At 71.8% G+C, this 22,744-nt stretch carries 11 protein-coding genes; 6 read left to right on the plus strand and 5 right to left on the minus strand.

Annotated elements, in window-relative coordinates:
* Positions 1–68 precede the first annotated feature (68 nt).
* The 5 genes from ACIQF6_RS01410 to ACIQF6_RS01430 all read left to right on the plus strand — a co-directional run bounded on the left by ACIQF6_RS01410 (position 69) and on the right by ACIQF6_RS01430 (position 7,423).
* Entirely contained in the window at positions 69–539 is a 471-nt protein-coding gene (locus tag ACIQF6_RS01410; protein WP_400888627.1) for a PACE efflux transporter, read from the plus strand.
* Positions 540–655: 116 nt separating this feature from the next.
* The gene (locus tag ACIQF6_RS01415; RefSeq protein WP_400888629.1) at positions 656–1,900 is read left to right on the plus strand and encodes a sensor histidine kinase; all 1,245 of its coding nucleotides are present in this window, start codon (positions 656–658) and stop codon (positions 1,898–1,900) included.
* A 106-nt stretch (positions 1,901–2,006) separates the two neighbouring features.
* Positions 2,007–2,681: a response regulator gene (locus ACIQF6_RS01420; protein WP_400888631.1), complete on the plus strand. Its 675-nt coding sequence runs from the start codon at positions 2,007–2,009 to the stop codon at positions 2,679–2,681.
* A 110-nt stretch (positions 2,682–2,791) separates the two neighbouring features.
* The gene (locus ACIQF6_RS01425; protein ID WP_400888633.1) at positions 2,792–4,993 is read left to right on the plus strand and encodes a PQQ-binding-like beta-propeller repeat protein; all 2,202 of its coding nucleotides are present in this window, start codon (positions 2,792–2,794) and stop codon (positions 4,991–4,993) included.
* 189 nt (positions 4,994–5,182) lie between these two features.
* On the plus strand, positions 5,183–7,423 hold the full coding sequence (locus ACIQF6_RS01430) for a PQQ-binding-like beta-propeller repeat protein (RefSeq protein ID WP_400888635.1): 2,241 nt from the start codon (positions 5,183–5,185) through the stop codon (positions 7,421–7,423).
* A gap of 16 nt (positions 7,424–7,439) precedes the next feature.
* On the opposite strand, the gene ACIQF6_RS01435 is transcribed toward ACIQF6_RS01430, so the two are convergent.
* Positions 7,440–9,359 carry an ATP-binding protein gene (locus tag ACIQF6_RS01435; RefSeq protein WP_400888637.1) on the minus strand — a complete coding sequence of 640 codons (1,920 nt, stop codon included), beginning with the start codon at positions 9,357–9,359 and terminating at the stop codon, positions 7,440–7,442.
* 263 nt (positions 9,360–9,622) lie between these two features.
* Here ACIQF6_RS01435 and ACIQF6_RS01440 point away from each other — a divergent pair, with 263 nt between their 5' ends.
* Complete coding sequence (locus tag ACIQF6_RS01440) at positions 9,623–10,639, plus strand: DNA cytosine methyltransferase (protein ID WP_400890071.1); 1,017 nt, start codon at positions 9,623–9,625, stop codon at positions 10,637–10,639.
* A gap of 27 nt (positions 10,640–10,666) precedes the next feature.
* On the opposite strand, the gene drmB is transcribed toward ACIQF6_RS01440, so the two are convergent.
* Genes drmB through ACIQF6_RS01460 form a run of 4 tightly spaced genes read right to left on the minus strand, consistent with a single transcriptional unit; the run spans position 10,667 to position 22,474 of the window.
* The gene (drmB, locus tag ACIQF6_RS01445) at positions 10,667–12,532 is read right to left on the minus strand and encodes a DrmB family protein (RefSeq protein ID WP_400888638.1); all 1,866 of its coding nucleotides are present in this window, start codon (positions 12,530–12,532) and stop codon (positions 10,667–10,669) included.
* A complete protein-coding gene (locus ACIQF6_RS01450) occupies positions 12,529–15,798 on the minus strand; it encodes a helicase-related protein (protein ID WP_400888640.1) in 3,270 nt (1,089 codons plus the stop codon). The genes drmB and ACIQF6_RS01450 overlap by 4 nt, the downstream gene beginning before the upstream one ends.
* On the minus strand, positions 15,795–17,711 hold the full coding sequence (locus ACIQF6_RS01455; protein WP_400888642.1) for a UvrD-helicase domain-containing protein: 1,917 nt from the start codon (positions 17,709–17,711) through the stop codon (positions 15,795–15,797). Before ACIQF6_RS01455 ends, ACIQF6_RS01450 begins: the two co-directional genes overlap by 4 nt.
* On the minus strand, positions 17,708–22,474 hold the full coding sequence (locus ACIQF6_RS01460) for a DEAD/DEAH box helicase (RefSeq protein ID WP_400888644.1): 4,767 nt from the start codon (positions 22,472–22,474) through the stop codon (positions 17,708–17,710). Before ACIQF6_RS01460 ends, ACIQF6_RS01455 begins: the two co-directional genes overlap by 4 nt.
* Positions 22,475–22,744 lie beyond the last annotated feature (270 nt).

The following is a 22,744-nucleotide window of genomic DNA, read 5'->3' on the forward strand; positions in this document are numbered from 1 at the left end:
TGCTTTTTGCGCCAGCGTACCTGAACTAGCTTCCTCGTACGCAGACAGAAGAACTGGGAGAAATCACTGTGCAGGGCATAAAGCGGAAGCTGGTCTACGTCGGGGGATACGAGGTCCTCGGGCTGGCGGTGGGCACGACGGTGATGACGCTGTTGACGGGTGACTCGGTCTCCTCCACCGGCCCGCTGGCGATCATGATCACGGTCATCGCGACGCTGTGGAACATGGCGTACAACTACCTCTTCGAGGCATGGGAATCGCGTCAGGCCGACCGTACCCGGACGGTGTGGCGTCGGATTCTGCACGCGGTCGGATTTCAGGCCACCCTGATCTGCTTCCTCATCCCGCTCATCGCGTGGTGGCTGGAGATCACGCTGGTTCGGGCGTTCCTGCTCGACGTGGTGTTCATCGTCTACGTCCCCTTCTACACGTTCGCCTACCACTGGGCCTTCGACCGGATCTTCGGCGTTCCCGCGTCGGCCGTGAACGACGCCGAGCCGCAGGAACAGGAGAGCGTCGCCCTCGTGCACGCCGAGTAGACCGGGCAGGCGTCGGGCGGATCGGCGGGTGCCGCCGGCGGCTGCCCACGCAACCATCGATGTGCGCCCGGCGGAGGATCCGCACCGGGGAGGCGCTGGTCTAACCTGACGGACCGATGGCTACCTGGACGACGACGGCGCTGCGTGCCGCACCCCGATGGATCGCCGACCGGCCGCGGCTGACGGACGCGGCGCTCGGCGGTGGACTGACCCTGTTCGACGCCGCTACCGTGCTGAACCACACGCCGGTGCCCGGCAGTTGGGCTGTCGCACTGTGGGCCGCGCAGACCGTCCCGCTGCTGTGGCGGCGACGGTGGCCCGGGGCCGTGCTGACGGCGATGACAGCTGTGTACCTGTTGTTCCGACTCCTCGACCCGATCCCGGGGAAGATCCCCGGCCCGTACCTGCTGATGCTCGGCGTGTACGCGTTGGCTCGCTACGCCCCGCGCCGGGCGGGGGTGTTCGGCGCCGCGCTGTGCCTGGCGGCGGTCACGGCGGGCGACGCCCTGAGCGGGCACTGGGAGCGGCCGCAGCTCGGGTCGTTGGAGCCCATCAGCACCACCACGTTCGTGTTCTTCTTCGCCCTGGCCTGGATCCTCGGGTCGGGCCGCCGCCGGATCGGCGCCGACGCCGACCGGCTGCGCGAGCTCAACGGGCGGTTGCGGGCCGAGCAGGAACGCAACGCCCGGCAGGCGGTGGCCGGGGAGCGGGCCCGGATCGCCCGGGACCTGCACGACGTGGTGGCGCACCACGTCAGCGCGATCGCCGTGCAGGCCCGGGCCGCCGAGGACGTCCTGACGGACGATCCGCTGCTGGCCGTCCAGGGCGTCGGGCAGATCGCCCGGACCGCGGACACCGCGCTGGTCGAGATGCGGCGCATCCTCGGCCTGCTGTCCACCCGGGGGCAGTGCCTCGCCCCCGAACCGTCCCTCGCCCACCTCGACCGGCTCGCCGACGCGGCTCGGGCAGCGGGCTGCCGGGTCGACACGGCGGTGGAACTCCCGGTGGACGACGCACTCCCGGCCGGGCTGGAGGTCTGCGCCTACCGGATCGTCCAGGAGTCGCTGACCAACGTGCTCAAGCACGCCGGCCCCGTCGCCGTCCGGATCGCCGTCCGCGCCGCCGCCGGACGGCTGGTCATCGAGGTCGAGAACGGCCCGCCGACCCCCGGCCACCGGCCGGTCCCCGGCTCCGGGCGGGGACTGATCGGCGTGCGGGAACGGGCGGCGGCCTTCGACGGCACCCTGGACGCCGGGCCGCAGGCCGGGGGCGGCTGGCGGCTGCGCGCCGAGCTGTCGGTGCGGGCGGAGTCGGGCGAGTGGGCGCAGGCGCGGACCCGGGCGGGGGAGGTGCCAGCATGAGCGGGCGGGGCGCCGGGTTGTCGGTGCGGGCGGAGTCGGAGTCGGAGGCGTGGGCGTGGGTGGAGTCGCTGGCGCCGGCGCCGGCGCTGGCGGGGGAGGCGGGCGGATGAGCGTGCGGGTGCTGGTCGTCGACGACCAGGAGATCGTTCGGACGGCGCTGCGGCTGGTCATCGACCGGCGTGAGGGGCTGTCGGTGATCGGTGAAGCCGCCGACGGGGAACGGGCGTTCGCGCTCGCCGTCGAACTGCGGCCCGACGTCGTCCTGATGGACATCCGGATGCCCGGCACCACCGGCATCGAGGCCACCCGCCGGATCTCCGCCGAGTGGCCCGGCCCGGGGCCGGCGCCGCGCGTCCTGCTGCTCACCACGTTCGACCTGGACGAGTACGTGCACGAGGGGCTGCGGGCCGGGGCGGACGGCTTCCTGCTGAAGAACAGCGCCCCCGAGCAACTGGCCCGGGCGATCCGGGCCACCGCCGCCGGTGAGTCGGTGCTCGCGCCGAGCGTCACCCGTCGGCTGATCGACACCCTCACCGCGCTGCCGCCCGCCCTGCTGCCCGCACTCGACGCTCCGGTGGCCGAAGGCGTCGAGCTGCTCACCGAACGGGAGCTCCAGGTACTGGTGCTGGTCGGCCGCGGCCTGTCCAACGCCCGGATCGGCGAAGCCCTCGGCCTGACCGAGGCGAACGTGAAGAGCCGGGTCAACCGGATCCTCACCCGCCTCGGGCTGGAGAACCGGGTCCAGGCGGCACTGTTCGCCCACCGCGCCGGATTGAACTGACGTTCCATCAAGTCGCGTGCCGAGGTGAGGATTCGGTGTGATCGGCTTCCTCGCCCCGCCCGCAGACCGTAGGGTTCGGTCCGCGCACCCGACGGGGAAGGGACGGGCAGGTGCAGCCACTCGACGGGATGGATCCGCGGCAGGTCGGGCCGTACGCACTGGTGGGCCGGCTCGGGGCCGGCGGCATGGGTGCGGTCTACCTGGGGCGCTCGGTCGGCGGCCGGGCGGTCGCGGTCAAGGTGGTGCGGCCGGAGCTGGCGGAGGACGCCGAGTTCCGGCAGCGCTTCCGGCAGGAGGTGGCCGCCGCCCGGCGGGTGTCCGGCGCGTTCACCGCGCCCGTGGTGGACGCCGACCCGGAGGCCGCGCTGCCGTGGATGGCGACCGCGTTCGTGCCCGGCCTGGCGCTGCGTCAGGCCGTCGAACGGCACGGCCCGCTGCCCGTCGCGACCGTCCGCACGCTGGCCGCCGGACTCGCCGAGGCGCTCGGCGAGGTGCACGGCGCCGGGCTGATCCACCGCGACCTGAAACCGGGGAACGTGCTGCTCGCGCTGGACGGGCCGCACGTCATCGACTTCGGCATCTCCCGGGCCGCCGACGCCGAAGGGCTGACCACCACCGGCTCGGTGATCGGCTCCGCGCCGTACATGTCCCCCGAGCAGGCCCTCGGCGAGCCGCTCACGCCCGCCGCCGACGTGTTCTCGCTCGGCTCCACCGTGGCGTACGCCGCCCTCGGCCGGAACCTGTTCGGCGAGGGGGCGGGCGCGGCCGTGCTGTTCCGGATCGTCAACACCGAACCCGAGCTCGGCGAGCTCCCCGCCGACCTGCGCACCCTGGTCGCCGCGTGCCTCGCCAAGAACCCGGCGCACCGTCCGACGCCCCGTCAACTCGTCGCGCACGTCGCCCTGGCCGGCCACCCCGCCGGTCCGGACGGCTGGCTGCCGCCCACCGTCGCCACCGACGTGCGCGCCGTCCGCGCCGTGCTCACCGCGGCGCCCGCACCACCGCCGATGCCCCCGCGCGCCCCCGAGTCCGCAACCGCGCCCGTCGACCGGCCGCCGTCGCGCGGGCCGCGCCGCCGGACGCTGCTCGCGCTCGGCGGGGGCGTCCTCGCCGCCGGTGCGGCCGGCGCCGCCTACGCGCTGATCGACCGGGGCCGCGGCAGCGCGTCCGGCAAGCAGGCCGCCCCGCCGGTGCGGCCGAGTGCGGACGTCCCGGAGGCCGTCCCGCTCTGGCAGAACCACCAGGTCACCCTGCCGTGCGTCCAACTGCTGTCGCTGGACGGCGCGGTGGTCGGCATCACGACCCGGCAGACCTGGGCGGTCGACGGCGACGGCAAGCCGAAGTGGACGCTGGACGACGCCACGGCCGGCCTCACCTTCGCGCTCGACTCCACCCAGCCGCACCCCGTCGCCGCCTTCGACGGCCACCGCATCCAACTCGCCGGGATGGGCAGTACGGGCGGGCTGGGCGGCCTGGCGACCGTGCTGCTCGCCATCGACCCGGCCGACGGGAAGGCCGACGGTGGGGTGACACTGGACAAGCCGAAGGCGGCCGGGGTGCTGCGCCTCGCCGGGATCCGCGGCGGCACCGCGTACGTCCTGGGCCTCGGCCAGGGGCAGAACCAGCAGGGCAGCAACGTGTGGGCGGTCGACCTGGCCGGGCGGCGCACCGCCTGGTTCCACGGCGACGGCGAGCTGCTGCTGGAAGCCGCCCTGCCGGCCGACGGCGACCGGATCCTGGTGTCCGCCGCGGACCGCCTCACGGCCCTCGACGGCACCGGCTCCGTCTCCTGGCAGGCCCGCCTGCAGTCCTTCGGCATCGCCGCGGCCGGCGGCTGGTTCCTCACCCCCGACAAGGACGGCGCCGTCACCGCCCTCGACCCCGCCACCGGCAGACCCGCCTGGTCCGCCCCCGGCATCCTCGGCCCCCGCCCGAACGGCAGCGCCTTCGCACAGGGCCCCGACGACAGCCTGCTGTACTGCCTGTGGGCCGACATCGACGGCGGCTCCTCCGTCGGCGCCCTCGACCTGAAGAGCGGCACCCCGCGCTGGAAGACCCCGCTGCCACCCGACGGCACCGCCACCGGCACGTACAGCGCCGACCTGCTGTACGCCGAGGACACCCTCTACCGGATCGGCCGCGACGCGGTGGTCTGGGCCCTCGACCCCGCCAACGGCAAGGCCCGCTGGAAGTACTCCGGCTACAAGGGCACCGACCCGGCAACCCTGACCTGGACGGCCGGCGCGGGCCGCCTGTGCGTCGCCGCCGGCAGCCCGTCGATCCTCACCGCCCTGTCCGCGAAGGGGAATTGACGATGCGATCTTCCAGGGCTGGCCTGTTGCTCCTCACTGCCCGTCCTGCGAGGGGGGATTGATGATGCGATCCTCCCGTCGCGGCTCCGCCCCCCCTCACCGCCCGGCCCGCGAGGGGGAATTGACGATGCGATCCGCCGCCGCAGGCCCGTCGATCCGCACCATTCGGCCCGCGAGGGGACATTGACGATGCATCCGCTCGGACCGACCGACCCCGTCCAGGTCGGCCCCTACCTGCTGCTCGGACGGCTCGGTGCGGGCGGCATGGGCGCCGTCTACCTCGGCCGGTCGGCCGGCGGTCGCACCGTCGCGGTCAAGCTGATCCGGCCCGAACTCGCCGACGACCAGCGGTTCCGGGACCGCTTCCGGCGCGAAGTCTCGGCCGCCCGCACCGCGTCCTCCGCGTTCACCGCTCCCGTCGTGGACGCCGACCCGGACGCGCCGCTGCCCTGGCTCGCCACCGCGTACATCCCCGGCGTCCCGCTCGACGAGGCCGTCCGCCTGGTCGGGCCGTTCCCCGAGCCGGTGCTGCGGATCCTCGCCGCCGGCATCGCCGAGGAGCTCGCCGCCATCCATGCCGCCGGGCTGGTCCACCGGGACATCAAGCCCAGCAACGTGCTGCTCGCCCTCGACGGCCCGCACGTCATCGACTTCGGCATCGCCCGCGCCGCCGACGACAGCGTCCTGACCGCCGAGGGCTCCATTCTCGGCACCCCCTCCTTCCTGTCGCCCGAACAGGCCCTGGCCCGGCCGACCGGCCCCGCCTCCGACGTCTTCTCGCTCGGCTCGACCCTGGTGCACGCCGCGACCGGCGCGGGCCCGTTCGGCGGCGGCCACCCCGTCGAGGTGGTCCGCCGGGTCGCCGCGGAGGAACCCGACCTCGCCGCGGTGCCCGCCGGGCTGCGCCTGCTGATCGCCGCCTGCCTCGCCAAGGACCCGGCGGACCGGCCGACCACCCGTCAACTCGTCGACTCCCAACGGCTCGAACCGCAGCCGCCCGGCGGGTGGCTGCACCCCACGCTGGTCGCCGCCGTCGAACGTTCCGCAGCGGTGCTGGCGCCCGCGCTGCCCCCGCCGCCGGTCGCACCCACGAGGGAACTTCCGCCCGCCGCACCGGAGTCGAAGCGTCCCGCCCGGCGGAGCCTGCTCCTCGGGCTGGCCGGCGGAGCGGTGGTGCTGGCCGGCGGCGGGACGGCGGCATACCTGACGCTCGGCCCCGACAAGTCCCGCGCGGTGAAGAGCAGTTCGGCGGCGCCGCCCGATCTCACCGACCCGCGGCGCTCGCTCGACACCACCAACATCGCCACCGCGCTGTGGACGGTGCCGGTGCCCGACCCGGTCAACCAGCTCGTCGCGGACGGCGAGAGCATCCTCACCGTCGACGCCAAGAGCATCCGCGGCTACGACCGGGACGGCAAACCCCGCTGGGCCCCGAAGACCGCCCCGGGCGCGATGCCGGCCCCGACGCTCGGCCAGGTCGTCGCCGCCGGTGGCAAGGGCTACTACGTCGCCCGGGAGCCGATCACCGCCCCCGACTTCTCCCTCCGCACCTCGCTCAAGGCGATCGACCTGGCCACCGGCGAAGTCTCCTGGACGTTCACCCGGCCCGGGCTGAGCGCCACCAGCGGCGCGGTCTGCGGCATCCTGGACGGCGCCGTCCACGTCCAGGGCAACGGCTCCTCCACGGCGACCCCCGGCCAGCTGATGTTCCTCTGGGCGGTGGACGCGACCACCCACGAGCTCCGCTGGGAACAGCGCTTCCCGTCACCCGGCATGAGCAGCGGACGCCTCGCCGTCCCCAGCACCGGCACCCGGCTGCTCTGGCAGGCGACCGACATGGCCAACGGCAAGTCCACCCTCCAGGGCATCGACACCGCGAACGCCGGCATCTCCGCCTGGCAGCAGACCCCGCCCGGCACCACCCTCGGCTCGGGGCCCCTCCTCCAGCCCTTCACCGACGGCCCGCACAACTCCGCCGGCGGCCGCCTGCTCTACCTCGCCGACCGGGTCTACGCCCTCGACCCGGCGGACGGCAGAGTGGCATGGAAGACCGACGCCACGATGACCTACCAGGCGGCGGTGGCGAACGCCGACGGCACGACCGTCTTCGCCGTCGCCGTGGACTACCAGACCCTCACCGTCAGGATCCAGGCCCTGAACGCGAGCGACGGCACCGTCCACTGGGCCGGCGCCCTCCCCGCCGGCGCCCTCGCCACCAACCTGGGCGCCCAGTTCGCCGACGACACCCTCTACCTCTGGGTCCACGGCAAGGTCTGGGCCCTCGACCCCACCACCGGGAACGCTCGCTGGACCTACGACTTCCAGGCCTCCGCCACGACCCTCACCGTCCCTCTCTGGGCGGGCGGCGGCCGGGTCTACGGCCCCACCGAACAGGGCCTGACGGCGGTCGCGGCCACCGGCAGGGCCTGACTTCGAAGGCGGGTGCTCAGCTGTGCACCCGCTGGGTGCCGATCGCGGCGGGCGGCACCTGGCCGTCGGCGAGCTGCTGCATTCGTCCGTCCTCCGGCGCGCGGCTGTAGAGGATGTCGAAGTAGTCGCTCCATTGCTGCCGGGCGCGTTCGAAAAGGCCGACCCAGTCGGTGGCGTCCATGTCGTCACCGCGAAGTTTCGCGATTTTGTCCATCACGTCCGGGTCCCGGTCGAGATGGTCCGCCACCAGCAGGCCGGAGACGGCCCGGTAGTCCGAGAATCGTCCTGCGGTGGCGTGGCGAAGGCGGGTCACGTACCGCTCGAAGCGGCCCAGATGGTCCCAGTCGATCTTCAGTCCTGGGCGCATGAACTCCACCACCAGGAGCTGACTTCCGGAGGCGAGGACGAGGTCCACTCGGGCGTTCCAGTCCTTCTTGAACACGTCCTTGGCGACCTCTTCCATGAGCCCGTGCATTCCGCGCTCCACACGGAACGTCTCCCAGCGCGGGGAGATGAGCCAGGGATTCTCCGCGATGTAGTCACGGATGTGATTTTCGAGCTCGCGGTGCTGGACCCGCTCCTCCAGGCCGGTGATCAGGTTGAGCTGTGCCTTCACGTGCTCGGCGGCGTGAAGTGCGCTCATCACTCGCGACTCGGCGAGAATCCGTACGAGCTCGTCCGAATCCATCGAGTCCGCGGAGGCCAGGTCGTCGATGAGCCCCTTCAGTCGACCGCCCTCCCAGGCGGAGAGCATGGCGTTGGCCAGGTCGGCGAACTGATCGTCATTCAGGGAGGGGATCTTGGCGATCGACTGGAGTGCCCGCTCGACGATCTTCCGCTCCGGTCGTTCCAGTCGTCCGAGCCGGGTCGAGAAGGGGGAGATCCTGTCGCGCATGGCCAGGACCTTCGCCTCGGCCCGGCAGTTCTGCCAGATCTTCAGCAGGGACTTCACCCGGGCCTGGCCCCAGGCGAGCAGGGGCTCGGATGCCTCCGCGTCCCAGTTCACCCGCTGCCGTTCGGTGGAGATGAGGTCGCGGGCCTGATCGTCCAGGAAGTCGGCCTCGACCCGTCCGGAGAGGTAACTGGTTCCCTGCTGCCCGCCGAAGCCGCCGGTGAGGTTGAAGAGGAAGGGACGCTGCGCCAGCTTGTGATGGCTGAAGACCGAGATGCCGGTCAGCTCTTCTTCGCCGATCGGTTGCTTGTAGAACACGAAACGCCACCGGACGCGATGCCCGGTGGAGAGCTTCTCGACGCCCCACTCGCCGTCGATCGTCAGACCGTCGGGTGCCTGGCCCGGCGCGTAGTCCCGTGGGAAGGAGAATTCGACCTTCTCCGGGCTCTCGACGTCGGAGATCTGCAGGCCGTCGACCGTGACGGTGAAATCGTCCGACCGCTCCATGAGGAGAAATCGGCGCGCCATACTGACTCGGAACTGTTCCGAGTTGGGCGTCTTCTTGAGGGTGAGCTCGCGAAGGGTGATGGTGGTTCCGTGGTTCTTCCGGCGACTTTCGGAAGGTTCTTCGTAATCGACCACGTTGACCTGCAACGGGTCGCTCTCGGCGTAGCTGTCGACGCCCTCGATCAACTGTTCCGCGTTCAGTTCGAAGACGGTGCGTTCGCCGGTCTCCCTGCTGACGGTGTCCACCGTGACCAGGTTCGCGATTCCGAAGCCGGCGAACTTTCCGATTCCCTTCCGGCCCATCATCGGGCGCCCGCCGGAAGTGAACGAGGTATTGGCGTCCTTGCGCTTGTTGTAGCCCACGTTCAGGTAGCGGTTCTGGCATTCCAGCAGGGTCATCCCGTCGCCGGTGTCGTGGATGACGATTTCCGAACCGTGACTGATGTGCGGAGGGAGCGAGATGTCGACGTTCTTGGCGTCCGCGTCCCAAGCGTTGGAGACCAGTTCCGCGATTGCCGCCACCGGCGACTGGTACATGTCGATTCCGAGGTGTTCGATGACGCGCCCCCGGAATCGGATCTCAAGACGCGGTGTATCCCCGACCACAACTACCCCCTCGACGATTTCGGCGCGTGACGCCGCGCCAGCCTATCCTGCCGGTCCCGTGATCGAATCCGCCCGGCGTTCTCCGGCCGAGGGGCGCGGCCCGACGGTGAATCCGGTGACGGCTGTCGACGGTGTACGACGGGGGTGCGATCATCGAGGCCCAAGTCCCCGGCTCCCAGGAATGAACGGTGATCATGGTCGAGTCCCGCTCCGAACGCCTCAGCTGTCTTGCCGTGTGTGCCGGCGCCGGGGGGCTCGCGCTCGGGCTGGAGCAGGCGGGTTTCGATCCGGTCCTGCTGCTGGACAACCGTTCGGTGGCCTGCGAAACGCTGCGGCTGAACCGGCCCGCCTGGAACGTACTCGAAATGGACCTGCTGGACTTCGACCCGTTCGAGCATCAGGCGGTCTACGATGTGGACCTTCTCGCCGCGGGTCTGCCCCGGGTAAAGGGAAGCGCGACGGCAATGCGCGCGGACAGCGCCGAGGAACTGCGCGTGCTCGAAGCGACGATCATGCTCCTGCACGGCGTGCAGCCGCGTGCCCTGCTTCTCGAGAACGTTGCCGCCCTGGCGTTCAAGCCCGCCTACCAATCGATTCGCGACCAGGTGGCCGTCGAACTCGAACATCTCGGATACGGGCACCAGTGGTACGTGGTCGACGCGAAGGATCACGGGGTTCCGCAGGGCCGGAAGCAGGGCGTCCTGGTGGCCCTGAAGGGGGACGCCATCCGCGATTTCGTCCTGCCCGAGCCCCGGGAAGGGGAACCGGTCACCGTGGGCGAGGCGCTCGGCGCGTCGATGGCCGCGCGCGGCTGGCCCCACGCCGAAGCCTGGGCCGAGCAGGCCACGGAGGTGGCGCCCACGCTGGTGGGGGGATCGTGGAACCGGGGTGGCCCCGATCTGGGCATGGCCGGGTCGAAGCGGGCCTGGGCCCGGATGCGGGTGAACGGGGCGACGGTCGCCAACCAGGTCCCGGGGCCCGAGGTCGGGTGGGACACCTCGGAGGACGGCGGGACCCTGGTGCCGTTGACCGTGGAGCAGGCGGCCGTCCTGCAGGGATTCCCCGAGGAGTGGTCCTTCGCCGGCCCCAAGACACTGCGCTACCGGCAGGTGGGCCACGCGTCGCCGCCACCGGTGGCCAGGGCGCTCGGGCTGGCGATCCGGGCCGCACTGGGGCACGGAGCCCCCGCGGCGGGACCGTCGATGACGTGATCCCGCCGCGGGGCGATCACCGGCGAATCACCGATCGAGCAGATCGGCGAAGAAGCCGACCGCGGGATTCTCCGGAGTGCCGACCAGGAGCGCCCGGTCGAGCAGACCGTTGTTGTGCTCGCAGCTGGTCTCCGGAAGCATCACGCAGGCGTGGCAGGCGGCCAGGTTGGTCCCGCCCGCGCCGGAGATCTCCGTCTCCATGCAGAGCGGGTCCGCCGAACACCACTCGGCACGCCGGACCGCCGACCGGACGGCCTGACCGAGCCGATCCACCTCGCCCTGGGCGACCAGGCCGCCGAGGCTGCCGGCCGAGTCGCTGGTGGCGGTGTAGATCAGGACGCCGGCTATGTCCTCGCCCGAGTAGATCCGTTCGCGAAGTGACGCCGCCGGGTAGCCGGAGTCGAGGCTCCACTCGTTGATCATCACGTGTGCGAAGGTGTGCAGCAGCGCCATCCGGGGCGTGGCCGGCGAGGTGGGGACCAGCGTGGGGTCGGTGGCCCGCTCGGTGAGCACCTGCTGATGGCGGTCGCGCATCCGGGCCACCCGATCGACGACCTCCGGATGCTCGGCCCACGCGTCCAGGCGCTTCTCGTCGAACCGGAGGAACACTCCCTCGCCGTGAACCTCCATGGCGGGAAGCCACGTTGTGGGGGCGGCGGACAGCGCCGCCTCGTGACCTTCGGCGGAGCTCTCCGGGTCGACGACCCGGGTGAAGGCCTTGAGCGCACGGACCTCCCGGAGCTTCTTCACCAGCATCGGCGCGACCAGGCCCAGCTCGTGCAGGGGCTCGTCGTCGCCGGCGGGCGGTTCGCAGATGAACTGTTCGGTGTACTGCCCGGACTCCTCGGGGTTGCCCGCGCACAGGCGCTCGTACTCCAGGTTCCGCAGGGCCAGGTAACGCTGGTCCTGGGTGCGGTCCGCAGCGCCCTCGTCGGTCGGGTCCTCCGCCTCCATCGCGTTGATCCGCTCCCAGACCTGCTGGGCGGTCATCGGGGCGGGAACGTCCTTGAAGAGGTAACTCAGGTGGATCGCGAGCTGGTTGATGTCGGCGGCGGTCCGCAGCACGTCCCAGTGTTCGTACAGGACGTTCATCCGGGTGTCGCTCCACGGCGGGATGGAGAGCGCCGAGCGGAGCACCGGCTGCCACACGGAGGACGAACCGCGCTGGAGGGTCCGGAGCGCCCTGGAGCAGGGGACCCGCTCGGCGCCCTTCAACCAGGGCCGCTCGCCGCGGCAGCCGATGCCCAAGTCGCGGAGCGCGCCACGCCGGAACGAACCCTCCATGGACGCGTCCGGGACTCCGCAGGAACAGGAGAGCACCACCGAACGGAGCGAGGAGGTGCGCCCGGACGAGCGCAGGCTCATGCGGCCGCCGCAGGCGGCGGACCTGCCCTCGCCCTTCTGCTGCCGGTGCAGCCAGTCCCGGTACGGGAAGTCGGAGATGTGTCCGTCCTCGCAGGCGACCACGAAACGGGAGGGAACCAGCGGCTCCGCGCACTCGCCGCACTCGTTGCGGCCGGGCGGGGAGTTGAACTTCGCGACGTGGTCCAGCGCATGGCACTCCGGACAGTGGTGCCACAGCGGGAAGCGCCGCACCCGGATGCCGTCGCGGCTGCCGTCCGTCGAAGCGGGCGGAAGCCGGAAGTGCTGCACACCCAGCACCCGGGCGAGACGCCGCTCGTGGATCACCGGCGCCTCGTCGCGCGACCACTGGTCGCCCGCTTCGTCGATGCCGGAGACGATGAACGACTCCTGGTCCACGGCGACCAGCGAACCCACGCCGTAGGTGGTGATGGCCTGCGCCCGACGGACCGCGCCGCGGCGGGGCAGGGTGTGGACCGGTGCGGCGGAGCCGGTGGTGCCGCGCCGGCGACGGGAGGGGGGCGGGGTCATCGGGATGCCTCCATGAACAGGGCGGACTCGGCGTCGACGTCGCGGAGCGACCACAGGGTCTCCCACGCGGCCACGCCCTCCAGGGCGTCGTCGAAGGGCTTGAGCAGCGAGCGGGCGCGGTTTCCGCGCCGCGACTCGTAGTGCAGGCCGCCGTGCGCCGCGGCCTCGTCCTCCCACCATTCGACGAAAGTGTCGAAGTCGTCGGCGGCATGGGCGACTTCCTCGGCGGCGGTCTCCGGCGGCGAGACCAGTTCGACCCGTCGAAGGATCAGCGGACGGATCCGGGACCGCAGTTCGTCCCCGAAGAGGTCGATCCGGCCCGCGTCCTCGTTGCCGCGGGCCGCAGGGATCAGGAGGCGGGCCAGCGCGACGATCACCGCGTGCAGCCCGCGCTCGCGGGCACGGGCAGAGAACGGGGTGACCGAGGTGGACTCGACCTCGCGGTAGAGCGCGGAGTGGAAGTGCTGAAAGTTCTCGTAGTGCGAACGGTCGCGCGAACGGCCCGAGTTGAGCATCACCGCGACCAGGCCGGGGTGGGCTCGGCCGACCCGGCTGGTGGCCTGGATGTACTCGGCCGTGGTCTGCGGCTGACCCATCACGGCCATCAGTCCGAGCCGGTCCACGTCCACCCCGACGGCGATCATGTTGGTGGCCAGGAGCACGTCCATCACGTCCGCCGGGTTGCCGTCGGTCAGTCTGCGCTCGATCTGCTTCAGCCGGGCCGGAATGTCGCTGGCGTCGACCCGGCTGGTCAGCTCGGAGCAGTTGCCCGCCGAACGCGGCTCGCATCCGTCGCGGTCCGCCAGATGGTCGAGGTAGGCCACGACGTCGTCGTGGACCTGGAGTTCGGCGGCCGACAGCAGCCGCAGGCTGTTGAAGTAGCCGACCAGCGTCCAGTACGCGTCGAGCACCTCCGGGTCCGCTCCGGTGCGCATCGCCTGGTGGAGCAGGGTGGCGTAGGTGCGGATCAGCAGAGTGGACTGGCTGGTGCCGGGGGCGAGCAGGCCGACGTAGCGGCGGGAGGCCTTGTCGGTCGCCGGGGTCTCCACGGCGAACCAGGAGTCGCGGCCGTCCAGGCCGGCGGGCGGGAACTGACGTACGTCGCGGGCGAACAGCGCCCGGCCCTGATCGGCCGCCCGACGGATGGTCGCGGTGGAAGCGATCACTTTCGGCCGGTCGGCGAGCACATCGACGGCGGTCTCGTAGAGGCCGGTCAGGGTGCCCAACGGACCGGAGATCAGGTGCAGTTCGTCCTGGACGATCAACTCCGGAGGTGGGGTGGAGTCCTGGCGGTCGCGATTGAACAGGGCCGCGGTCCGCTCGCGCCACGGCATCGAGGCGAACTTGTCGACGGTGGCGATCACCAGGGTCGGCCTCGCCGCGTACACGGCCTCGTCGACCAGGTGCACGGGAAGCCCACCGGCGAACGGACAACCCGCGCCGGGGCAGCGCACGTCCATCCGTTCGGCGTCCTCGTCCACCGCGTAGTGGTGCGCGTCGAGGGCGGTGCCGCACCACGGGCAGGCGTGCAACTGCACCGGGTTCTCGGTCTGCAGCACCCGGCCCGAGCGGGCCGCCGACAGCTGCTGCGCGGCCGCGGCCAGGGTGTTCGGGGTGGCGGAGCGCCCCACCCACATGCCGATCGAGATCTCCTCGTGGCCCAGTACATCGGGATTCTCCCGGCGCAGCTCCTCCATCGCGCAGATCAGGATCGCGGCGCGCTCGAACTGTTGCAGGGTCAGCAGCCGGAGCGTGTAGCGCATGAGGACGGTGACACCGCCGCCCGCCGCGCCGAGGCGCATCCGCCGCAGGAAGGCGGTCAGCGCGATCAGACCGAGGTATGCCTCGGTCTTGCCGCCGCCGGTGGGGAACCACAGCAGATCGGACACGTTTCGATCGGCGTGCTTCGGGTCGTCCACCCCGGCGAGGCACAGCAGCACGAAAGCGATCTGGAAGGGGCGCCAGCGGGCAGTGGCCGGATCCGGTTCGCCGACCCGGCCGTCCTTGACCCAGGCGCTTCTGGCCCGTTGTGTCGCCATCGCGCGGTTGGCCAGCCGGAACGCGGCCATCAGGTCGGGCTTGTCGCGCAGCAGGGCGATGCCTTCCCGGATGCGGCCCAGGGCCTCCTCGCAGGCGCGGACCTGCTCGGCCGCGGCGCTCTCGTACGCCGAGCCGACGAGGGCGGCCGCCTCGGCGTTTTTCCGCCCGATCCACTGCTCGTAGCCGGTCGCCAACCGCTCCAGGGCGTCGATCACCCGGGAGTCGTCGTTCTCGGCGAGACCCAGCATGGTGAGGGCGCTCGCGTCGATCGTCGGATTGGAGTCGGTGAGCAGCACCTCGTGCGTGGGCACGAACTCGGTGCGGACCTCTGCCACGCCCGCCCGCACCACATCGGTCACGCCGATCGGCGGCGGGGCCCAGTCCCAGACCGCCGCACAGCCGTGACCGACGGCGAACGTGGGGGCGTGTCGGTGGAGCAACCGACTGCTCTCCAGCTCGGAGTCCACGGCGGACAGCGTGGTCGGGCGTTCCACGAATGCGCTCGACCCGTTCGCGGCACGGACCGTCAGACCGGTCTGGAACAGAGCGAATGCATCCTGGAGCTCCCGCTCGCCGACCTTCTGCTCATTCATCAGGGTGATCGTGACGGTCACCGTGTCGGTCTGCGGAACCGGTCGGCGCACGTGCACGTGCAGGTGGACCACACCGTGGATCAGCTTGTGGGTCCGGCGGCTCGGGTACGTGACGTCGATGACGGTGTCCGGCAGGTCCAGATCCGTCCTGCGCCAGCGTTCCCGCTGGTCGGCCGTGGTCCGGGCTTCGCTCCGGCGGGCCGGGATCCGGCGGCCCTCGGCGTCCTCCGGCTCGTACACGGCGGCGCGCGCCGAGACCACGATCTGCTCGCAGGAGGCGCGGTCGACCGCGAAGGTGAGTCCGACGCTGGAGGGGCGGCGTCCGCCGGAGTTCGGGCGGTCGGGGTTCGAGTCGGACTCGTCGAGGCCCGCCGACCTGATCAGGGGTTCCTCGTCGAGGCCCAGCTGCAGGCCGATCTCCTGGAGGAACTCCGTGTTGACGGCCGGATCCGCCGGGCGGGGATGGAGCACCCCGATCGGGTAGCGGGTGATCGGGGCGTCGTGCTCCAGGACCTCGGAGCGATCCGCGTCGGCGTCCCCCGCCTCGGGCCCGAACAGCTCCCGGCGCAGGCGCGCCACCAGCTCCTCCCGAACCTCGTAGTGGTCGGCGTGCCGGCCCGCATGGATGGTCATTCCTGTTCCTCCCCGGTTCCGGCGGAGTGCCGAAAACGTCCGATTCCGCTGATGCGCGGGGCGATCCACACCCCGTGGTCGCCGATGCCCGCGTTGGTCCCGGCGGCCGGGCTGCCCGCCACCGATTCCAGGCCGTCGATCCGCAGCCCGTGGAGCTCCTGCGGCCAGCGGATCTCCCAGGCCGCACCGACCTTCAGGACGGAGTGCAGCTGGGCCCTGAACGCCTCGGAGGCGTCGCCGATCTCCCGCCCGTCGTGCAGCAGCACGTACGGGGGGCTCTGCTCGACGCCCATCGGCAGCGAGTCGCGCAGCCGGAACGTCACCGGGTCCCCCGGGCGGACGTGCTCCAGCAGGTAGGCCTGGGCACCGGGGGCGTCGGCCCCGGCGCAGGCCGGTTCCAGCGTCTCGACGTCGCCGCTCCTGACCTCCACGCCGTCCCGCCGCCAGCGCAGGCGCGCGTTCGGCGAACCCCGGTACAACCGGCCGGTCGGCCGGTGGCTGAGTACCGTCACCGTGTCGGGCGCGGCGATCCGGTACAGGTCCTCGCGGGCCCGGGTCATCGCGACGTAGAGCGCGCGGGCCTCGGCGGGAAGATCGGGTTCCGCGGTGCGCCGGCGCAGCTCGGAGACGGTCGGCGGGGCGAGCAGGATCACCCGGTCGAACTCCAGCCCCTTCGACCGGTGGACGGTGGACACCACTAGCCGGGCCGGTTCCGGATCGGCCAGCTCGTCCGGGAACCGGCGCTCCGCGACCAGCCGACGCAGCCCCGCCGCATCGACGGTGCCGCGACCGGCGCCGCGCGCCGCCGCCCGCAGGGACCGCCACACCCGGTCGAGGTCGGTGCCTTCGGGCAGGGGCAGCGCGGCGAGCAGCTCGCGCACCCGTTCCTCGGACAGCGTCGCGCCCGGGGCCCGACGCAACAGCTCGGCGACCCAGAAGGGCACGGACCGGTCCCGGACCGGGCGCCGCAGCGCGTGCGCGATCCCTTGAGCGTGCAGCAGCTCCGAGACGACCAACGCCTGCCTGTTGTCCCGGCACAGCACGGCGCACGTGCCGGAGAACGACCTCAGCACGTCGAGTGCGAACGGCTCGGCGAACGACCCGAGGTCGGGAACCTCGTCCAGCAGGTCCCGCAGTTCCCCGTAGCGGCGTTCGGCCGCCGCGTCGGCGCCCTCGGGGGCGCTGCCGATGCTCTGGACGGCGGGGCCGAGCGGGAGCGCCGTGCGTGCGTCGGAGGTGACGGCCCGGAAGTTCTGGGTCAGCCGCAGTTCCTCCAGGTCGTCGGCGTAGGAGATTCGCACCCAGCGGAGGAAGAGATCGGTACGGTTGGCGAACTCCTCCGGGTCCTCGATCTGGAAGTCGTAGATCGCCTGCGCCGAGTCGCCGACCAGGGTGAATCCGCAGGACTCCTGCAGCCGGTCGAGCAGCGCCTCCACCATCTCCCGGCGGGCGCCCACCAGGTCCTGCACTTCGTCGACGATCACGTGCGTGGGCGGACCGGCCTCCAAGAACTCCAACGCGCCCTTCTCGATCGCCGTGGTGGCCGCCCGGATGCGCTCGTCGAAGGAGAGCGGCGACCACTCCCCGTCGGGGTAAGCCTGAAGCAGCAGGGAGTAGGCCCAGGAGTCGAAGGTCTGCACCCGCACCCGTCGTGCGTGTTCGCCGTACCGGGCGATCCGGTCCCGCAGCTCGCGGACGGAAGCGCGGGAGAAGCTGAGGACCAGCAGCTCGGAGGCGTCCAGCGCCTCGTCCGGGTCCGCGTTCCCGACCAGGGCGTCCATGCGGCGTACCAAGGTGTGGGTCTTCCCGGTCCCGGCCCCGGCGGTGACCAGTAGTCGGGCGTCCCACGGCCGGTCCACGACGGCCTGTTGCTCGGCGGTCAGGGCGGGATCGCCCTGGTGGCGGACGGTCAACGGTTGCTCCACAGGTGCTCGAACCGGGTGAAGGCGAGGGCGGTGTCGAAGTTCCGGATGTTGTCCCGGACGTTGAGGATGAGGCAGGTGTCCTTGCCGCCGTTGCGGGGGCCGCGCAGACCGCGGCCGATCATCTGCTGGTACACGTTCGGGCTGTAGACGGGGCGCGCCACGACGACCGCACGGGTGGCGGGGGCGTCGAAACCCTGCGTGAGGACGCCGTAGTTGGTGAGCACCCGCACCCTGCCGTCGCGGAACTCCCGGACCCGGGCCCGGCGGTCGTTGTCGGAGGTGGTGGCGTCCACCGAGGAGGCCGAGATGCCACGGTCCTTCAACTTGGCCGCCAGGTACTTGGCGTGCTCCACCGAGGTGGCGAACACCAGGACCGGCCAGTTCTCGTCCATGGCCGCGATCTCGGCCACGATGCGGCGGCTGCGGTCGTGGTCGTCGGCGAGCCGCTGCTCGGCGGCCTTGGACAGCAGGCTGAACTGCTCGGCGCTCTCCCGTTCCTGACGGGACAACTCGATGGTGCCACCGGCGAGTTCCTTGTGCTCGACCCGCGCCAGCACGCCGATCTCCTGGAGGTGACCGTAGGCGTCACCGGACGGGAAGACCCCCTCGTCCAGGCGGCGCGCGCCGAACCGGTTGACCAGGCGCCGGGTCTCCTCCTCGTTGTGCCCCCGGAACGGAGTGGCGGTCAGCCCGAGCAGGTGCCGGTCGGTGCGGTGCTGCGTCAGGCCGAGCAGGTTCAGGATCTCGGTGTAGCTCGGACTGGTCGCGACGTGCGCCTCGTCCACCACGACCAGCGCGGCGTCCCGGAGCCAGGCGTACCGCTCGGTGTCCAGGCACACCCGCAGCTTGGCATCGGTGGCCACGACGAGCTGGGGACCGTCGACGATCGGGGCAGCCTCGTTCGAGGTCCAGAGCCGATTGATCGTCAGGCGTTCCTGCGCGCCGGCCCTGCTCCACACGAACTGCCAGCTCTGCACGGCCTGTTCGCACAGTTCCTCGGTCTGGGCGATCCACAGGATCGGCCCGCGGAGCGCGCCGGTCTGCTTCACCCAGCGGATGACGGCCTCGGCGGTGACGCGGGTCTTGCCCGCACCGGTCGGCAGCGACAGCATGGCGCGCTGCGGGGCGAGCCGGTCGAGCATCTCGAAGATGTTGAGGGCGAGCCGCTCCTGGTAGTCGTGCAGCCGGGGGAAGTCCCGGGGGCCCTCCACGATCAAGCTCTGCTCCAGCGCCGGGGCCCGGTAGCCGGCGAAGGGCGCGGGCAGACCGAGCTCGGCGACGAACGAGACCGCGGCGGAGCCGCCGGTGTAGGACGACGGCGCGTTCGGGAAGCGCTCCTGGATGTCCCGGGCATGGACTTTCAGCACGCCGTCGCCGTGCGCGTTGAACGCCAGCTGGGCGATCCGACGGCCGGTCGGCTCGTGCCCGTCGAGCTCCTGCCGTTCGGCCTCGATCAGCCCGGCGGGGAGCCGGTCGCGCAGGGACTCCGCGCCGATCAACAGTTCCAGCTTCGCCGTCACGTCCGCAGCCGCGCGGACCGCCTTCAACGCGGACCGGGTCCGCTCGTCCTGCTCCTGACGGGTCTGGGCCTCCAGCACCACCCGGCAGCCGGCGTCACCCATCCGCAGACCCAGCTCACGGTCCACCGCGCGGAGCACGCCGATCCGGTCCAGCGAGTCGACGACCTTGATCACGTTGCCCTGGCGGGCGCTCTCCAACGACTTCGCCCGGGCGCCGTGCGGGGTGCGGACCACTTCCTCCAACGTGGAGCAGCGCAGCAGGGAGTACGCGTCGACCGAGCTGCCCACCTTCTGGCGCAGCGTCGGGAACTCCTCGACCAGCGGCAGCGGCTCCACGCTGGACTCGTGCCGGGTCTCCCGGCTGACCACGTCGTCGTGACGCAGCATGCCCCACCGCTCGACCATCAGGTCGGCGGACTCCTGGTTCGGCATCAGCAGCGCGGGCACCCGCTCGGCCTGCAGCGAGCGGTACTCGTCGCGGCCGGCGGCGACCGCGATCTCGCCGTCCACCCGGGTGTCCCAGGCGTTGCCGACCCGACAGCGGGTCAGAGAGTCCTCGGGGAAAGGGATCTCCAGCCGGGTCAGCAGGGCGTAGGTGGAGCCGACGAAGGCGTCGTCCTCGCTCGCCTGGAGCTTCTCCAGGAGCTGCGCCCACTGCTCCGCGCGGACCTTCTCGACCGTGCTCGCGAGGCCCAGCTTCCGGGCCTTCTCCTCACCGATCGACGCCACCGGCAGCACGTCGCGGTAGGCATCGAGCTGCGGGCCCACCGCCTCCTTGAGGGGCTTGAGGCCCTGCGAGGTCCGCACCCGGCCGTGCCGGTTGAGCATCCAGCGGACCGGCGACCACACCGGCCGGCGGGTGGCGGTCTGCGCGCCGATCTGCAGCGTCCAGTTCGCGAGCAGCGCGTCCTCGGGCAGGGCCTGCAGGAACGCCGCGCGGGCCTGCTCCGACATACGGGGCAGCAGGTGCAGCGGCCCGCCGACGGCGGCGCCCTCGATCCTGGTCCTGGCCAGGGTCGGGCGGGCGGCCCGGTCGTCGAGCTTGCGGCAGTAGGCGGCGTGCATCGCCTCCCGGTACTCCTCGAACCACCCTTCCTCCTCCGGCCGGTGACCGGCGGTGGGACGGTCGCGGAGCCCCGACTCCCGGAAGAACCCGGTGTCGTCGGAGTGGAAGCGCAGATCGACGGCGATCGCCGGGTCGCTCTCCGCGGTGACGACCGGGCCGGGCAGCAGGCAGTCGCGCATGGAGTGGAAACGCCCGTCGGCCGTCTTCACCATCAGGGTGTCCATCGGCGCCGACACCCGGGCGGTCACCTCGTGTCCCACCACGGAGGAGCCCGCCCGGTGGAACAGCTCCCAGAACCGGTTCCACTCCTGCGGGCCGTACCCGTCGAAGCCCTGTTCGAGGACGCTGACGAAACGACCCCGGACGTCCGCCTCCTGGATGCCGAGGGCGGTCAGCGCGGAGTGCAGCGACGGGTCGTCGGACAGCGCGCGGTCCACGTAGACCAGCGACTCCGGCAGGCCATCCTCCTCGGTGCGGCGGTACACCACGCTGCCCAGCGGCGCGACCAGACCGTTCTCCTCGGTGAGTACGATCCGGGCCGTGCGGGCCTGCGCGGCGCAGGCGGCGTTCGAATTGATCATGTCGGCGACGATCCGGACGGCGGCCGCCGAGGCCTCCGCCGAGCCGTCGAAGACCAGGGCCTCCAACCAGTCCACGACCGACTCCCGCTCCCGGTCGGCGGCGGCCAGGATGTGCTGGACCTTGCCGGTCCGGATGTCGGTGGCCTCGACCGAGGGGTGGATCCAGTTGCGGGGGCGGTCCGGGTACGCATGCCACGCCCACAGCCAGCGGTTGACGGAGGCGCTGTCCTTGCCCAGATCGGGGTGCCGAAGCTCGCTCGGCGCGCGCAGGACACCGTCCTGGTCCGGCAGCGACGGACGCCGCGCGGCGGCCAGCCAGATCTGCTCGGTGAGCAGGCGGTCGGCCCAGCTGATCGTCTCCACGGCCCTCAACCGGCCGGGCAGCAGCGGGAGATAGGCGCCGGGATCCTCCGCCGGCGCGAGGTCGGGCAGCGAGTCGACGACCAGTCCGGCGGCGACGCGGAGCATCTCGACGTTGAACGGCGAGGAGTCGAGCAGGTTCTGCCGGTCCTCATTGGTCTTCCACGCCCCGTTCAGGATGCCGCTGAGGGTCATCTCGTACTTGGTCGGGAAGTACGACCAGAACCTGCCGCGCCCGCGGGCGTCGGCGGCGCTGAGCAGGCCGGTCCGCTCGTCCGGCCGGTAGTCCGGCACCGCCCAGGCGACGTCGATGGACAGCCGGTCGTGGAGCTCGCCGGCGTCCTGCCGGGCCTCGGCGCCCGGCTCGTGGGAGCGGGTGAAGACCCGCCACCGGGAGGTGGCCGGCGGCCTGCCGACCCGCTCCTCGTGGATCGTGTGCAGGCTCCCGGCCCGCTCGGACCGGAGCACCCGGCGCGCGATCGGACGGAGCCGGCGGTCCTCCAGCACCACCGGTCCCACGTGCGGGGAGAACAGGTGGAAGCCGGCGGGGAACTCCTCCCGGGTCTCGTGACTGGCCGAACCCTGATGGCCGTGCATGTCCTTGCCCAGCCGGTCGGCGGCGCCGGGCAGCAGCGGCAGGCGGACCACCGTGGTGGCCCACTCCATCAGCTCGTCCAGCACCTGGTCCCGCAGCCGCTCCGCGGCCGTGTCCAGCGGGCGGGCCATCCGCAGCACCGGAGCCTCGAACGCCTCGCCGAGCCGCTCCCGTACCCCCGGCACATTCCGGATCAGCTCGTACGACCAGGCCCGGTCGAAGCCGAAGCTGCTGCCGTTCAGACCGAAGAACTCGGGTGCGTCGGTCACCACCAGGACCGACTTCACGCCCACGCCGAACCGGCCGATCTGGCCGCCGCGCTTGCGGGACATGCTCATCCGCAGGATGGTCTCCGCGCCCTCCGGCGTCATCGGGTCGCCCTGGTTGGCGCAGTACAGGTGGGTCGCGGTGAGGACGACCTGGATCCGGCCGCCGGGCTCGGCGCGCAGCTCGTCGGCGGCGTTCTGGACGAGTTCGAGCAACTGCCGGTCGCCGTACCCGCCCTGGGTGATGCGACGCTCGCCGTTGGCGTGCTCGGGGATCAGGCCCGGGTCGACGGCGTAGGTCTCCAGGACACGGCGGGACTGCTCGTCGACGGTGCGGATCACGGGGGAGTGCTGATCGGCCACAGATGGTTCCACTTCGGGTGCGGGGAGGAGGTGTGGGCGGCGGGGGGCCGTCAGCGGATACGGTCGAGCGGGGAATTCTGCGGGAACACCGGGGTACCTGCGCTTTCGCATTCGTGGGTTTGTGCACGAGAGAAATGGAGCAAGTGGTGCGGTAGTGCAGAGGGGAACGCGCCGCGAAGGAACACACGGAATCCACGATGGCCGGGATCGCCGGGCGGCTGAAGAGATTTCCCCCCATGGGAAAACTTGATACTTCTGGCCCTGTCCCCA

Origin of the sequence: Kitasatospora sp. NPDC092948 (assembly GCF_044754805.1) — a bacterium.
Classification (GTDB): domain Bacteria; phylum Actinomycetota; class Actinomycetes; order Streptomycetales; family Streptomycetaceae; genus Kitasatospora.

Bases quoted from the DNA above. Each gene is read 5' to 3' on its own strand.
- ACIQF6_RS01415 (WP_400888629.1), top strand. From the start codon at position 656: ATGGCTACCTGGACGACGACGGCGCTGCGTGCCGCACCCCGATGGATC.
- ACIQF6_RS01420 (WP_400888631.1), top strand. From the start codon at position 2,007: ATGAGCGTGCGGGTGCTGGTCGTCGACGACCAGGAGATCGTTCGGACG.
- ACIQF6_RS01430 (WP_400888635.1), top strand. From the start codon at position 5,183: ATGCATCCGCTCGGACCGACCGACCCCGTCCAGGTCGGCCCCTACCTG.
- ACIQF6_RS01435 (WP_400888637.1), bottom strand. From the start codon at position 9,359: ATGTACCAGTCGCCGGTGGCGGCAATCGCGGAACTGGTCTCCAACGCT.
- ACIQF6_RS01440 (WP_400890071.1), top strand. From the start codon at position 9,623: ATGGTCGAGTCCCGCTCCGAACGCCTCAGCTGTCTTGCCGTGTGTGCC.
- drmB (WP_400888638.1), bottom strand. From the start codon at position 12,532: ATGACCCCGCCCCCCTCCCGTCGCCGGCGCGGCACCACCGGCTCCGCC.
- ACIQF6_RS01450 (WP_400888640.1), bottom strand. From the start codon at position 15,798: ATGACCATCCATGCGGGCCGGCACGCCGACCACTACGAGGTTCGGGAG.